The 16934-nt window shown below is 46.1% G+C and carries 3 protein-coding genes; all 3 read right to left on the bottom strand.

The window, feature by feature from the left end; translation table 11 throughout:
* Window positions 1-8: 8 nt before the first annotated feature.
* The 3 genes from ACE04G_RS20855 to ACE04G_RS20845 are packed head-to-tail and all read right to left on the bottom strand — an operon-like array spanning window position 9 to window position 16911.
* Window positions 9-6701 carry a beta-ketoacyl synthase N-terminal-like domain-containing protein gene (locus tag ACE04G_RS20855; protein WP_449004450.1) on the bottom strand — a complete coding sequence of 2231 codons (6693 nt, stop codon included), beginning with the start codon at window positions 6699-6701 and terminating at the stop codon, window positions 9-11.
* Window positions 6702-6748: 47 nt separating this feature from the next.
* Window positions 6749-12958, bottom strand: a complete 6210-nt coding sequence (locus ACE04G_RS20850) for an SDR family NAD(P)-dependent oxidoreductase (RefSeq protein ID WP_339308073.1) — start codon at window positions 12956-12958, stop codon at window positions 6749-6751.
* Window positions 12955-16911 carry a type I polyketide synthase gene (locus ACE04G_RS20845; RefSeq protein ID WP_339308071.1) on the bottom strand — a complete coding sequence of 1319 codons (3957 nt, stop codon included), beginning with the start codon at window positions 16909-16911 and terminating at the stop codon, window positions 12955-12957. The genes ACE04G_RS20850 and ACE04G_RS20845 overlap by 4 nt, the downstream gene beginning before the upstream one ends.
* Between the last annotated feature and the right edge of the window lie 23 nt (window positions 16912-16934).

Raw genomic sequence — 16934 nt, 5'->3', positions numbered from 1 at the left:
GTTCCCCCTTACTGCAATTTTTTCGGTGTGAAGAAAGACAGCATATGCTCAGGCTTACGATGGGTTTGTCCTGAAGACGATCCGAACACCAAGTTTTTCTCCTCAACCTCATCCGGCCAAAACCGGGCTCTATTCCAGATAATGCGATTGAAACGAGGTTCCAGTGTTGCTTTATTTGGGTCTGGTACACCTTCATTGCTGACAAGGATATGAGCGTTATTTCCTCCGAGTCCAAACGCGCTGACACCCGCACGCAACACTTTATTGGTCCAAGGTGTAAGTTCTTGAACAAGGAATAACGGACTTTCTTCAAACCGAAATCTCGGATTCGGATGCGGACAATTTAAACTGGGCGGGATCTGACCATGTACCATACTCAGCAAAACCTTGATCATGCTAACTGCCCCTGCTGCACTCAACAGATGTCCCACATTGCTTTTGACACTTCCCACACCGCAAAGATCCCCCTTTTTCATACTGGTTCCCAGCACTTGGGTTAACGCTTTAAGCTCAATGGGATCTCCAATGACCGTGCCTGTTCCATGTGTTTCTACATAATTGATTGAAGCCGGATCAATATTTGCATCCTTGATGGCACGTTCGATTAACGACTGCTGAGCCTGGGGATTCGGTGTGGTGACGCCCATTGTATGACCATCATTGTTAATCGCAGAGCCATCAATCACTCCGTAGATTTTGTCACCGTCCGTTATGGCCTGTTCCAATCGTTTCATGACGATTACTCCACAGCCCTCCCCAACCCCAATTCCATTAGCGGAGGCATCAAAGGTTTTACATTGTCCATCTGGTGACAGCACCTTTGATGCAGTCAGGGAAAGATAAGGGGTCTCGTCCAATAAAACTTCAACCCCACCGGCGATCACCAGATCTGCTTCCCCATTCTGCAAACTCCGGGCACCCAGATGGATGGCTGTTAGGGAACTGGAACAAGCGGTGTCCACGACCATGTTGGGACCTCTGAGGTTATATAAATGAGCCAAATGTGCCGTAATAAAATTTTGACCTGTGCCAATAATGGTTTGTTTGTTGTCCCGACGTATTTTGCTCATGAAATGACCTGTTCTTGCCCCTGCAAATACACCAACCTCAAGCGACTCAAGCTGACTCTTTCCATATCCTGCATCTGCAAGTGCTTCAGCGCTAACCTCAAGCCACTGCCTTTGCAAAGGGTCCAGATGAGTTGCCAGGGAATGATCCATTCCGAAAAAATCGGGATCAAACCATTCCAGCTCATCGAGAAAAGCCCCCCATTTGCTCATGCTTTTCCCGGCTTTGCCATCAGGATGGTAGTACGTTCTCCAATCCCACCGGGATGACGGAATTTCACGTATACTGTTTTTGCCTGTTTTTAGATTGTTCCAAAATTGTTCCGGGTTCACCGCATCCGGGAAATGACAGGCCATTCCAATGATGGCCACTCGGGATCGAGAACGATCTTTGGGCGGCTGGAGAATCTGTCGAGCCTCATGTCTGTTGATCTGTTCGGGAGATGTACGTGGACTTGTTGCGTATTTTTGCAGCAAAGCCCCTGTCAGTCCTGCAATCGTTGGATAGTCCAAAAAAAGACCAGGTTCCACCACAGGAATTTGAAGTTCGCGTTCCATCCGGCGTGCCAGCTGAGCAATCAAGATTGAATCCATCCCGAAATGTTCGAAGGATCGGTCCGGGTTCATTTTCTCGGGTTCAATACACAATTCCTCGGCGAATATGGAACTTAATTTCATCTGTAATATCTCGGATGTATCAGAAAAAGGAACACCACTTGTCATAGGTATTTCGGACATCGTTTCTGCTTTCACCACTCTGGAAATTCCCAATTTCCCCTCAGTGTCAATGAATTCGCTACTCACGATTGCCGGAAGCATAACTGCACCTGGTTGAGTGATTAGTGCCCAGTCCAGCAGCTTCAATCCTTCTTCATCCGTGATGCTAAGCAGACCGGTTTCGTTATAAGCTTGACTTGGAAACTCACCCATCCCGGATTCCTTCCAGTTCGGCCATTGGATACTGATGAGTGGACTGGTATGGGCATTCGCTTCGGCATAATAATCCATGTAGGTGTTAGCCATAGCGTAATCGCTTTGTCCGACACCAAGTTTCGAAATGGCTCCAGCCACAGAAGAGAACAGGACAAAAAATTTCAAAGGATCGTGACGGAAGCATTCATAGAGTGCTACAGTGCCTAATATTTTGGGAGACAATACGTTCCGAATCGACTCCAGTGGTTTACGAATAAAGGCGGGATTTTCCATGTCGGCTATGCCAGCTGCGTGAATTACTCCTCCGGCTACGCCCATCGTTGAACGTATGTGTTTTGCAGCCTCCAGAAGTTTCTCTTTATCACCTATATCAAAAGACAGTACTTCAATCTGAACGCCCTGCTTCTCCAATTCCAGGATACTTCTAACTTTACTGCCGATCTCATCTTTGTCCTCGCGTCGTGCCCCCCATTCATGTCGAGATGGAAATGGGGTCTGACCCATCAGAACAAGTTTACGGACCCCGTAGTGTCGGACGGCATGCTGCGCACAATGCATGCCTAGACCCCGTGTCCCTCCAGTGACCCAAAGAACGTGATTGGAGGGAAAAGCGAGTCGGTTTTGATTCAACTGCTGTATATTGATGTTTTCGAGTGTATCAAGATAAGCACTGTACCGCTGTCCTTCACGATAACAGACTTCCTGTTCCTTACCCGTATGAGTTAACTCCTGAACGATTTGTGCTGCGACATCAAGCTCACTGTCAGCCGGGTCCACATCGATATGCCGCGAAATAATATGTCTGTACTCACTTTGTAGTATCCTGTAGAGCCCAGCCCGTTCTGCTCCACCTAGATAAATCGATTTATTTTGGAAAGACTCCAGCCCCATAGTGACTCCAAGCAGCTTTAATTCTTTGTGACCACGGGTATCAATCATTTGTTGAAGCCTTGCTAACCAGTAGATCAGTTTGTCCAGCATCATTTCTTCTGCTTCCATCTTTCGCCCACAGCCTGACAGATCTATAAAAGCATCACAATTCATCAAAACATCGAGCAAACGTCCAGAGTCCTGCTCCTCCTCACTCACAAGCACAACCTGGCTGCCCTGTATCATTTGTGAAAGTTTATTGGCAAGCCCAACGGTTTCCAGTGTAGATCCAACCACAACTTTTCCATGCCCAGGATCAGGATTTGTAACTGCCGAATGCTTCCATTGCTTCAAAAGAAGCTTTGCTATTCTCTCCTCTTTGTTGTCAGAAGCAACATTCGAAATCTCACTTTTTACATCTGTTTCAACGGACCTCGTCGCTATCCCAGACCTCACCCAATATTTTTCCCGTGCAAAAGGATACGTTGGCAGAGGTATTCTTTTATACTTTTCTGTCAAATAAAGCCGGTTATAATCCAATTCATACCCTTGTACATACAGTTCTGCAATAGTATGCAGGTTTTCAACATATCGCGAATCATCTAATGATTCGGTAGCTATTTGTTGGATACATTCATTGCCAAAACGTCGAAGAACGGATTGCTCTTGGGAAGGCTGGCCTGATAAATCCGTCGTGTAGATCTGTGATGAGCCTCCGGTGTCCAGCCATTGTTCCAAAATGGAGGCCAGATCGTCCGAATGCTGGACTACACAGGCTGCCCGATGCTCCAAATGCCTTCTCCCCGTCATCAAAGTGAAGCTTGCACTAGCAAAATCAAGCCGGGCAGCCACTTTCCCGTAATGTTGCACCATTCGTCTCACTTGTTCCCTTAACTGTCCTGTCGATTGTGCAGACCACACCAATAGATAACCCGGTTTATGTATTAAAGGAGACAACTCTCCGGGAGGCTCCTCAATGGCAAGGTGAGCATTGGTTCCACTAAAGCCAAATGAGCTTACAAGTGCAGCCCTTTTTTGTCCGGGGGGTGTATGCCATGGAATTAATTGAGTGTTGACATAGAATGGACTTTTCGAAAAATCAATATCTGGATTCGCTTTGGAATAATGAATGGATGGCGGAATCTGTTGATGTTTCAAGGCCAATAATAATTTGATCACACCAGCTATGCCCGCTGCTGCAATCGAATGTCCCATATTGGACTTGATCGAACCTAGTGCAGCATATTGTGAACGACTTGTATACTTCCGGAAACTTCGATTCAGCGCATCGAATTCAATGGGATCACCCAACTTCGTTCCAGTACCATGTGCTTCAACCAATTGGATCTGCTCCGGATTAACACCGAACTGGTCGTATAACTGGCGTTCCAGTCTTTCCTGCGAAGCTCTACTAGGGGCTGTGATACCATTGGTACTCCCATCCTGATTGATACAGCTGCCTTTGATGATCCCGTGTACATGATCGCCATCTCGGATGGCATCCTCCAGCCGTTTGAGCAACACGGCTCCAACACCTTCACCCGGTACAAAACCGTCTGCACGTTCATCAAAGCTATGACACCTTCCAGCAGGGGACAACATGCCCGCCCGACTAGCAGAATTATAAAAATCAGGCGTCGATTGCACAAACACTCCACCTGCCAGAGCAAGCTCCACTTCCCCTGACCATAGAGCTTGACAAGCCAGATGAATGGCAACCAACGAACTAGAACATGCGGTATCCACTGCGATTGCTGGCCCCTGTAAATTCAGAAAATAGGATACCCGGGCAGGTACGATGGATGCAGCATTACCCCAAAAAGCTTGTGCAGGTGCCTGTTCACCGACCAACTTCTCATAGTCTCCTCCGCAATATCCGGTGTAGACTCCGCATTTGCGGCCATGAATCAGTTCCCCTGCATATCCAGCGTGTTCAAGGGTTTTCCACGATTCCTCCAGAAACAATCGCTGCTGTGGGTCCATATGCATTGCTTCAACATTGGAAATTTTGAAAAACAAGGGGTCAAAACAGTCGCTATCTTCCAAAAAAGCTCCATGATTATTTTCCGTTTTCTCTACGGATGATCCTGTCTGTTCCGAAGTCCACCGCGCCCCACGCTGAATCAAGTCATGACCTGCGGCCAAATGCTCCCATAATTCATCCACATTATCCGATTGCGGGAATCTGCCGCTGTAGCCAATGATCGCAATATCCTTGTGTCTGTTGTTGGAACCGGGGGATGTTATATCGCCATCGGAATGACTCTCCATGGCATCATCCAACGTGAACTCTCGCTCTTCACTAATCCGTTCAGTTCGTTGAACGTCGGGCTTCTCGGCACTGCAACCTCCATGAAACTCCATTTGTTGTTCTGGCTCCAGCGGTTTCTCCTGATACATAGGGGCAATATACTGTGCAAGCAGGTTGACACAAGGAAAATCAAAAATATCAGTGGTGAACAGCTCCGTTCCCAATCGTTCATTAATCGAATGAATTAATCGAACACCCGTTATGGAGTCAACCCCATAATCGGAAAAAGCCTCCTCATGGTCGATAAGCTGTGCCTCCACTTTCAAAGATTCGCATAGTGTCCGAACAAGCACTTCCTTTATGTACTTCAGTTTTTCTTCGGATGAACGTGAACTCTCCAATTCAGGTAACCGGATTTCTGACGGTTTTTCCTGCATATTCTGCGAATTACGGCTCGTTTGACTTTGGACCTGATGTTTTACCGTTTGCTCATGTTTCAAGGTTTGCTGACGTACCACGCCATTGCTTGTCCCCATTATCACTTGCTGGCCCTTGAATTCGTCAGTGTGAGCCAGTAACTGAACTTCCCCGAACCCCTCGGATAACAATACGTTTTTCCAAGTTTCCTGTTCAAGCAAAGGTCCTCCGGAAATACGCAGAGCAGGGTCCACATAGCTCCACCACCCATCCAATAACCCAAACGTAAGGTGATTCATAAGCGTATTTTCGGTAATTTCATTAATCAAAAAGACACCCTTACAACGGAGCAATGCCTTAACATTCCTTAAGGCAAGGCGAATATTAGGAGCAGCATGCATGACATTAGTTGCTATCGCTATATCATAGGTCCCCGCTTGCAAAGATTGGGTGGACACCGGTTTGGACAAATCAAACGTTCCGTATGTAAGGTACGGATAACGCGGGCCATATACCTTTTGGGCATGACTTAAAAAAGCCTGGGAAAGATCCGTATAACAGTATTCCAGAATATGGGGATAAAAATCATTCAGACGGTTAAAAACTGCCTGGCTCGTGCCTCCTGTTCCAGCTCCGATCTCCACAAGGCGAATATGTGCACTCGGCTCCCGCACAAGTTGCTGTTTTATAATAGCTGCAACCCGATCTGCCAAAACGGCATTGAAATAATCGGCAGCAGGATTGTTCATGTAAATGTTCTCCACCAGATGCATGGAACTATTCGGAAAAATAATGTCGGTTGCGGACTTCTGACCAGTCAAAATGTCCGGCAGTGCTCGGAGCGTGGCATCCAGCAGTGGAATGTAGGAAGACACATTTGGATCGGATAGCCACAGCAATTTTTTCCTATCCCATTCCTTCCATGCATGAGCCAGGTCCGTATCGTTGGTCTGAATCAAGGGATTTACAGCGTCAGTAGAGGTGCAATAACCGTATTTTCGCAAATAAAGGAAACTCTCCCGCCACCATCTTTCGTAACGCTCGATCAATGAATCAGGTATTTCTGCTACAGCTGCATCTTCACCCCGGAAATTACTCAAAAGTCCTGCAGCATGCAGTCTGCCCCATAATAATTGACCCAACAACTCTTTCAGTTCTGTCATTACACGTTCCCCCCACCGTCTGATAATCCCCGCTCTTCAGACCCCTGTTATATAACCTGAGACGGTACAGCCCCCTGATAGACCATAATGGATTCTTCTTCATCTAAGATCTGTATATCTACCAAAGACTGTTTCTTTATCAATGCAATCTGATCCAGCACACCATTCATCAGTACATCTAGAGCCTCCATCGCTTCAGGAGCTTCGATTGAACCTTGTCCTGCTTTCGCCATGCGTGTCTTATAATATTCAGAACGTACCGAACCCACACTTCCCCAATATCCCCAGTTCATCACTTTGATAGGAAAATCACAGCACTGTCTCAAAAATTGGGCAAATACATCTTTGAACGTACAGCCGGCTACGTAATTCGCCTGTCCGGCCGAATTCAAAAAGGAATTCATGGACGAAAAAAAGAGTACAAAGTCAGGCGACTCTCCGATACACGCTTTGGCTATATTGATGCTGATGTCTACCTTGGTGGAATAAGCTTTCCGAAAAGAAGCTTCGTCCATATATTCCAGACTGCGATCCTCCAACACGATGGCAGAATGAATAAAACCATTAATGGCTTGATGATTCCGCCTAATATTTATACATGCCTGACGCATTGCTTCTGAATCCGTTGCATTAACAGCCATGTAACAGGGCGCGGGGCCAAGCTCGCCCAGCCTTTGCAATTTCGCCTGAATATCAGCATCCATTTCCCTTCTTCCCAGCCAGATGATCTGGGCTTTGTAATGCCGGATCATATATTCACTCCATGCCTCTCCGATTCCGCCTGCTCCTCCAATAACAACGTATACACCCCCATGGCGATAGGAATGAGACTGCCCGGAACTCACAGGAGAATATGTAACGGGCACAAGTTGTTGACGAAACCATTCGCCTTGTCGGTTTACATATGGGAATCCATAGGAATCAGCAGACAGCGAAAACAATTCGTACATATTCTTATCATTCAACTGATCCAAATCCACCTGTCTAACCTTCCATCCGGGTCGTTCTTTGCACAGGACTCCTATAAGACCATGTATCCCGGCATGAGTGGGATCAACGGAATCAAGTGTATGAATGGCGTTTGCCCGCATCGTGATTACAGTCCATTCCATGCTCCGATTCCCATATCCATTCTGAAAAAGTGCCTTAATCAGTCTGTATAGAAGAAACACGCCATCTTCCTGAGCCTCAACCATTCCCTTGACATCAGGCGAGCTTCCAGCCGTGATCGGAGATATCCACACCATATGACGAAGGTTCATGATTAGGTTTAGTTGTTCAGAGATGCGCATGATCGAATCCTGTGGATTCAAAACGATCATCTCGGCATGTGGCAGGTGTTTGAGCAGCTGGGTCAAGTACGAGCTCTTCGTACCTACCAAGCATATTTCTCCCGGGAGATCGTTGAGTACACGTTCATGTTCATACAAGCCGATTGTCTGCTCTTTCCATACAGGGGCCAACATTTGTAACTCGTAAGTCTCCACACCTTTAGTTTCTTCAAGATCTGGAACTTTCGACTCAGGTCTTCTAAAACGCATTGCCCTAACGGATACCCGTACATCACCCTTCACACTAAACAAATCTATGTCATATTCGGTATCCGCGTGCACAGCAGCGCTGCCACTCTCCTGATGGACTCGGACATGAGCCCACATCTCAGCTTCACAGGAGCCAATGATTTGAATTTGTTGTATAGAGAAGGGCAACAAAGGCGTATCTTGCTGCTCGTCCTGAATACTTCCCGAAGTACTTAGCCAGATCCCGATTGCAGCCTGAAAAGCGTTATCCAGAAGTCCGGGATGAATGGTGCCGTCCTGATATCCATCCATAATACCCGGAGGCAAGGCAATTCTGGCCAGAGCTTGATCATGACCCACTGCTACAGATTTCAGACCCTGGAAGTCTGGACCATACTGCATACCCCTGGCTGAAAAAAAGGAATAACATTGCTCTGATGTAAAATTTCCCAGACTACAGCTGCTCAGGATAGTCTCCATTTCGTATGTTTTACGTACTTCACGCTTGGTTATCACAGCAGTCCCTTGGCTAAAAACCACGGTGTTTGTCTCATCCCCCTGAGAACTAGTTGGAGAATGAACGGTGACCTCAATAAATCCATTCGAAGATGGTTTAAGAAGTATTTGAAGCCTTCCCATGCCTTTTTTGGCGACAACAGGTTTGAGCCATACGAGCTTTTTAAGGCTGATTTGTTCGCCCTCTCCTGGTTGAGCAGCCATCATGACAGCGGCTCTGATCAATTCAATATGAGCTGAGGCAGGCAATACGTTATATCCGTTTATTTCGTGATCCCGAAAAAAGGATTCTTGTCCAGTAAATGCAAATTCGTAGCTGTATGCGCGAAAATCCGATCTATTTTCCAGCTTCATCATGAATCTGTTGTCCACTCCCGACCGATGAATCTCTTGGCTTTCTATCCGTTTGACTGGATTAGGAAGCCAGTGCCGTGTCTCTGCAAACGGATAAGTCGGGATGGAAATTTTCCGTTTCCGTTCTCCTTTATCCATTGAAGACCAATCAATCCGGTTGCCAGTTACCCAGAGCTGAGCAAGTTTATGGAGCTCTGCTTCAACCATGAAATCCTGATCTGTGGAAGGCTGATGGTAAGCTATAGCCTGTTCATCTTGTGAGGGCTTGCGCTTGGTTACGCTCCCTTGCCAACATGGAGATAGATTTTCTGTCTCATCTGCAATAAACCGATTAAGCATTTCCACGGTGTCATCGATGCTTGAACTCACCAATGCAAGTCTTTCCTCCATCTCTTCCCTGCCCGTTTGCATTGTAAATGCAACATCAGCCAGGGTAATCCCATCCGTTTGACTCAGAAATTCAACGATTCGCCTCGCATATGCTTTCAATCGATCTCTGTTCTTTGCAGAAACGATGAGTAACTGGGGGCGATTGAATATAATCAGGGAACTGTCATGCTTAGTCACGTATTCGCTGATGACAATATGAGCATTGACACCTCCAAAGCCAAATGAACTTACGCCTGCACTTCTTGGGGCAGCATCATGTTTACGATTCCAGGTCTGCCCTTCCTTTACGATATAAAACGGACTGTTCTCCAACTGGATGTAAGGGTTAACTTCATTTAGCTCCAAATTCGGCAACAATCGGTTATGCTTCATACTGAGTACCACGTTGAGGACTCCCGCCACTCCTGCTGCTGCCTCCAAGTGTCCAATATAGGTTTTTATCGTTCCGACTGCACAGTGCGGAACGGAGGACTCAGAGGCAGAACCGCTCGGCTTACCATGCAACTCATCCCAGTCTTGAACCAGCTGAGAGAAAGCTTTTTTAAGCGCATTTATCTCGATCGGATCACCCAATGGGGTCCCCGTACCATGTGCTTCAATATAATCTACTGTCCTCGGATCAATTCCGGATCTGGACCATGCTTCAACAATAAGTTCTGCCTGTGCATTAGGATTTGGAGATGTCAAAGTGTTGGCATGTCCCCCATGATTTATAGCCGTTGCCTGAATTACTCCATAGATATGGTCTCCATCCGCTTCCGCTTTGGACAACGGTTTGAGCAGCAATGCCCCACTACCTTCGCCACGAACGTACCCATCAGCACCTTGATCAAAGGTTTTACAGCGACCATCCACACTGAGCATGCCTGCCTGATTAAAGGCAATCATCAGCTGTGGACTTGCGATAACACTGATGCCTCCAGCAACTGCCAGTTCACATTCTCCGTTGTGTATCGATTCCACTGCCCGATGAATGGCGACCAGTGAACCGGAACAGGCTGTATCCACGGGTTCACTAGGTCCATGCAGATTTAGAAGATATGAAATTCGGTTAGCCAGAATGGAATGAAATATGCCCAAAGCTGTATGTGCTTCAGTTGGAACGCCTGATTGGTGAATCAGGTCATAATAATCTGAACTAACCACCCCGACAAACATACCTGTTTTACTCCCGGACAACTCCGATGGCCTGTAACCGGCATCTTCAATGGCTTCCCATACAGTTTGCAAATAAATGCGCTGTCTCGGGTCCATCAACCCAGCTTCATGAGGCGAAATTCCAAAAAACGAAGCATCAAATTGATCAATGGCTTTCATAAATCCGCCCCATTTGATGTTGGTTTTGTTGACTTCTTTTATTGGGTCCCCATAATATTGATGCCAATCCCAGCGTTCAGGAGGGATTTCGGAAATGAATGTTTTCCCGGAAACCAAGTTCTCCCATAGTTCATCCATACTCTCGGATTGAGGCATGTGAGCGCCTATTCCAATAATGGCAATGGGTTCTTTATTCCTCCTATGGAGTTCGATAGGCTCACTTGCAATCTCATGTGTTTCATCATCACCGACCATATGCGGAGTCTGCAATTCGAGTTCAACGTGCCCGCCACTCATTCCATGATATCGGGCGATGTCTTCGCCATAAGCTCCGATTAGGTAGGTTGCAAAGGCCCCTAAAGTCGCATATTCAAACACAATAGGGGGCGTTAGATCAATGTTGTACGTTGCGTTGAGTCGATTGACAAAGTCAGTCGTCGAAATGGAATCAAACCCATAGTCGCTTTTATCCGCATCCAGATCCATTTCATGTACATCAACACTGAGAATCTGTGAGGATATGGTCAACATAATTTCTGAAGCCCTTTCTAGTAAAACCTCCTCATTTATGCTGTTCTCTAACAACATTTCTTTTGGAACCGAGTCCTCATCCGCAAACGACGTTTTCTCGTGTACCTTCTGAAATTTGGTTGCATCCCCGCCAACAATCACTAGCTGACTTTCCTTACAATGAAAAGCATCCTCAAAAGCCTGTATAGCATGTTCGCTGGATATCGATGAAACCCCGAGCGTATTTTCCAAAAAAAGACGATGGGTTGAATCTACTCCCATCCCTCCTTCCAACCACAGAGGCCAATTCAGAGAGAGCGTTTGACCCGAACGCATCCCCTCTTTGTTCAACCGATTCCGCTGACGGCAAAAACTGTCCATAAAGCCATTGGCAAAAGCATAATCACATTGTCCAGCGTTGCCCAGAATGGACATGACGGAAGAGCAAACGATGAAAAAGTCCAACTGTTCATGACAAGAAGCTTCGTCCAGCCAAACCGTTCCGTATACTTTAGGAGCGATAACAGCATCCATGTCCACTTTATTTTTGGATTGAAGCATTGAGTCTCTCAATACGCCAGCGCAATGAATCAGACCATGAATGCCCCCAAATCTGGTTTTGCACTCACGGATGAGATTAAAAGCGGACTCACGTTGCGATACATCCGCCGCAATATACACTATTTCAGCTCCAAACTTCCCTAGATCACACAATTGTTGTTCCTGATCCCTACTCAGAATGGAACGTCCAGACAAAACAATGACTCGAGCGGATTGGGCAAGCAAGGAGGCAAACTGGAGGCCGATACCACCCATCCCACCTGTAATCAAATAAACGCCTTGTTTATTCCACTCTACTTGTGAATATTCTGTTTTCGGCAGCGATAGCAATCTCTTCACATAACGTCGATTGCCCCGATAACGTACCTCTACCGCCTGGTCCCGAGCTTCCATCTCCTGTTGGATGAGGTGAAACATATCGACTGGTTCATTTCCCATGTCCAATGTACGACATGTCCATTGCGGGTGTTCCCATTTCACACTGCGCATGAAACTGCTTACAGCTTCATTTGCCGGATCTTCTTTACGATCGCTGGAATAAGCATATAAAAGATGTACTTTCTTTTTGTCAGCACATTTCGCCAGCCATCGGCATGTATAAAATAAGGTGTACACACCCTGGGCGAGCCACTTGTTCAATAGGGTCCCTTCATTTTCTGGAAGTACCGTACCACTCCATCCATGAACGACAGTATCAGGAATCCACTGTAATTCGGACAGCCTGTTGAACAAACGGTCAACATCCTCTTCCTGTCCCGGGCGGACTATAAATGTATTAACATCCTGCTCAATGAATTGATTTCCCTGTAACACACGAATTACGGAAGTGCTCTGGTTCCATTGCTGCATGTGTTCTTCACCAGAAACAAATAACAGAAGCCTTTCACTTTTGAATACGGTACGTTGAAGGTCTTGAATTTCCCAGGATGGATACAGGTACGTATTCTGATGCAGGTTTTTCTTATTGGAAGCCGAAGTATCATGCCGCTCTATTTCCTGTATAAGCTGGTAGGCTGTCTCTGATGAGAGACGTCGTCCCTTCACCATTTCAAGAATCTGATCCAGTGATAACATCTGATCTTTTCTCATCGTTCCTCCATATAAGTTAAGACATCAATAGGTTCAACCTCTCCGGCTTCCAATTTTCGCAAAAGTGTTTTCAATGGGTCCTTCGCATGACTCTTTTTGTCCTGAACCTGTCTTACTGTAAAGTCGCTCATTTCCATGCATATTAGTTCCTGCTCATCAAGCAGTACAATATCAAACTTGAATGCTTTTTCCCCTTGCGTACCCTGCTGCCTGACATATACACTCCCCTTGTCTGGAAGCCGCTTCCACCATTTGACCGCACCTATGGAATAGGGCATACAAGGAGCAGAGCTCACCTTTTGGGCAAGTAACATCGCTGTCTGCAGTGCGCTGTCCATCACTACAGGATGAAGCGTATAAGCGTGTAACTGTTCATAACAAGGGATTGGAAGGACAAACCTGGCAATAGCTTCGTTCTCACCCATACAACAGTCCATAATGGATTGGAAGGAAGGACCGTAGACCAGATGACTCTTTTCAAGTTTGCGATATACTCCTGAAATAGGGTCAACACATCTTCCTCTAATCGCATCGATATCCCGTTTAACCCTATAAGGATTGCCTTGTCGTGTGTCCTGTTTGTTGCCATCTGTCTTTATTCCATACAACGTCCCTTGCCCATAAACTTTTCTAGGGTTCACATCGTCGCCGGTCCATACGTGGAACTGAATTTTTTCCTGGGTTTTAGACAACGAAATGTTTACTTCAACAGGTTGCTCCATGACTATTAGGGGTCTTGACCACACCACATCACCAAAACCGATGACCTCCTGGATGCCTGCATTCTGCACAGCGGCTAATGCCATCTCCAAATAAGCAACACCTGGTAATGTTCGTTTACCGTCTACGCGGTGATCATTCAGAAAAAATTCTTTGCCTGTAAACAACGTTTGATACTTGAATTCATCCAAGGTTGAGGTATTCCGGCCGATCATCGGGTGCAACGCCCTATCCAAGCTGTTCTCATATACACTTGTAAGCATATATACATCGCTAACCGATTGATTAGCTTCATGAGCTACCGTATCATTATGGTCATGTAATCGATGTATTACAGACTCGAAACGCTGAGTAGGCAGGGCAAGCTTGTTAAATGTTCCTGAAGGGAACCATAGGTCCCACCTCACATTCACGCCATGGAGCCATAACTGACCGAGGATATTCCAGAAGTCATATCCCGCTTCATCCTCTTTTAAAGCAAGTTTCAGCTTATCAGGTGCGGCCGATTGAACTACTCCGATGTCAATGATCTTGATGTCTGACGAAATCTTCTCCAGATCAACTTGGCTTTCTTGTGTTTGATGCAGCCATTGCTCAACATTTACAATTTCGGGCACGTTATCAATTCGAGCACATAATCGGTTCTCATTGGGCTCCATATCCCTTTCTCGCTGTTTCAGGTTCATGGATTCGGCAACAACCTTATAGTCCACATTGGAATCCAAAACAAGCCGGGCGACCATTTCAGGAAGTAAGATGTGATCGTTCATCAGATCCAACATTTCTTCGAATCGTGGATCGGGCTCAGTCATTATCGTCAAATTCCATTTGCGGTTCAACTTCCTTAGGGAATAAGCCACAACGGTAACTATAATGAACAACTGCTGAGTGGAAAGCTCCGTACACATCAAGACATCAACAGGCTTTCCAAGCAACTCCTCCAAATTCCAATCGTCCCCACTTACTTTACCTAGAAGATTCGACCATTCATCTACATACTTTCTGAAGGTGAACTGATGAGCGATGAGTGATTGACCCTTAGTCAGATAATATTTAACCCGTTCGTGATCACTTACCATTGGATATTCGAATCGATCATGCTCGCTATTCCCAGAGTCCACACTTTCAATTTGCGAGCTACCCAACAAACGCCGGAGATAAGACTCGCCAAAGGACATCGGATACAAAATATCTTGCACTGTTGGGTCATAGTAAGGCAGACACGGACGATGTAGTTTAATGAAATCAGCTTCATTTTTTCCTGAAAGCCTCAAAAGGATTTCTTCGGGAGCGATCATTTGGTTTACGGCAAGAACAGCCCACATCCCTGTATGCTCCCCTGTCATCCATTCCACTTTTAAGCCCGCATCAAGTAAACATCGAAGTACGGCATATCCAGCAATGAACTGACAGCACGGAAGTGTCTCTTGCTCCCATGGTCCATTGTAGAACATCTGCCGATAGTGATCGGCAAGTGGACGATCACTATCGGCAATTTGATTCAGTAAGGATTGGATGATGTCCTCCACATGCGGTAAACCACGGGTTAACTTGCTAAATTGCTCATAGTTTATATAGGAAAAGTGCCCCATTCTTATTGCCCACTTTTGCTGCTTGGGCATGAAAGGACGACTTGATTCCGAATGCAACTCTTCCTTCAACTGCTGTAAATTGTCTACCATCACAGCATAACGATAAGGAAAAGCCACTCTTCCCGTGGACAATGTTCCACTAATATCACGCAGCGTACACTCATCAAACTCGGATGTTAGCGAGAATGCTCTCCACGATTCAAGCTGTTTTTCCAAATGCCATTTCGATTTGCCTGATAGCGTGAACAGTTGAGAACGGGCGGCGACGGCATCCTTCTGTTTGTTCGAGGGTGCAGTGCACCACTGTTCAATCACCAGATGTGCGTTGACTCCACCAAAACCGAAAGAGCTTATGCCCGCTCTTAAAGGTAAACCTTCGCCAGCACTGTTCCAATCAGTTAGAGCCCCCGCCACTTCAAAAGGAGTATTCTTAAAATCTATGATCGGATTAGGATCGTTAAAATGAAGGTTGGCAGGTATTTTACCATGTTTCATCATCATGATCACTTTCACAATACCAGCCATGCCAGCAGCACTCTCCAAGTGGCCAATATTGGTTTTTACCGAGCCAATCCGACAGAATTGGGTTCGGGAAGTATAGGCAGCAAATGCATTTTTAAGCGCTTCAATTTCAATCGGATCTCCCAATGACGTTCCCGTTCCATGTGCCTCAATATACGTGACCATTTCCGGGGAAATATCTGCATCCTGATAAGCAGCCAAGATGACGTCTTGTTGTGCCCTCATGCTCGGAGCAGTTATGGATGCGCTTCTTCCACCATGATTGCAGGCAGATCCTTTGATAACCCCGTAGATATGATTACCTTCTGCTAACGCATCTTCAAGCCTTTGAAGCAACAACACGCCTGCTCCATCCCCTGGTACATAACCATTGGCTTCCTTATCAAAGGTTTTACAACGTCCATCCGGACTTAACATTCTTGACTTGGAAAATGAGATAAACTTCCAGGGATGCAAATTTAGATTTACACATGCAGCTAAGGCGTAATTGCACTCTTTTCGTTGCAGGGCTTGTTTGGCTTCATGGACGGCTACTAATGAAGATGCACAAGCTGCATTTACTGATATACTCGCGCCCTTGAAGTCCATAATGTAAGAAATTCGATTGGCAAGAATACTTTCATAATTTCCAAGACAAGCGTAGCTATCTATCTCCAATTCGGGAAGGCACGCCATTTGGCGGTGATCTACCGTCATTACTCCGGCATAAACGGAAGTGATCTGATTCTGTAACCTTTGAAGTGAAATCCCGGAATCTTCAATGCATTGCCAGGAAACTTCAAGCATCATTCGTTGCTGTGGGTCCATATTTTTGGCCTCTCGGGGAGAGATACTGAAAAAGCGGTGATCAAAAGAATACACATCATCAAGCAGACCGCACCATTTACCAATGCTCTTATTCGGGGCGTCAATATCTTGAGAATAGAACTTCGATACATCCCATCGATCTGGAGGAATCTCCTTGACAGAATCCACTCCATTCGCAAGATTATCCCAAAACGTCGTATAATGATCAGCCTGCGGAAACCTGCATGCCATACCAACAATTGCAATATCTGTAAGGCGAAATCCTGGATCAATATCGGATGTTGGCTCCATGTTCTTCTTTTGTCGCATCATCACACCCCCCTGTCCCCACAATG

The organism is Paenibacillus sp. AGC31, from assembly GCF_057334655.1.
The sequence above is the reverse complement of the archived record's forward strand: the minus strand, read 5'-3'. Positions and strand labels throughout refer to the sequence as shown.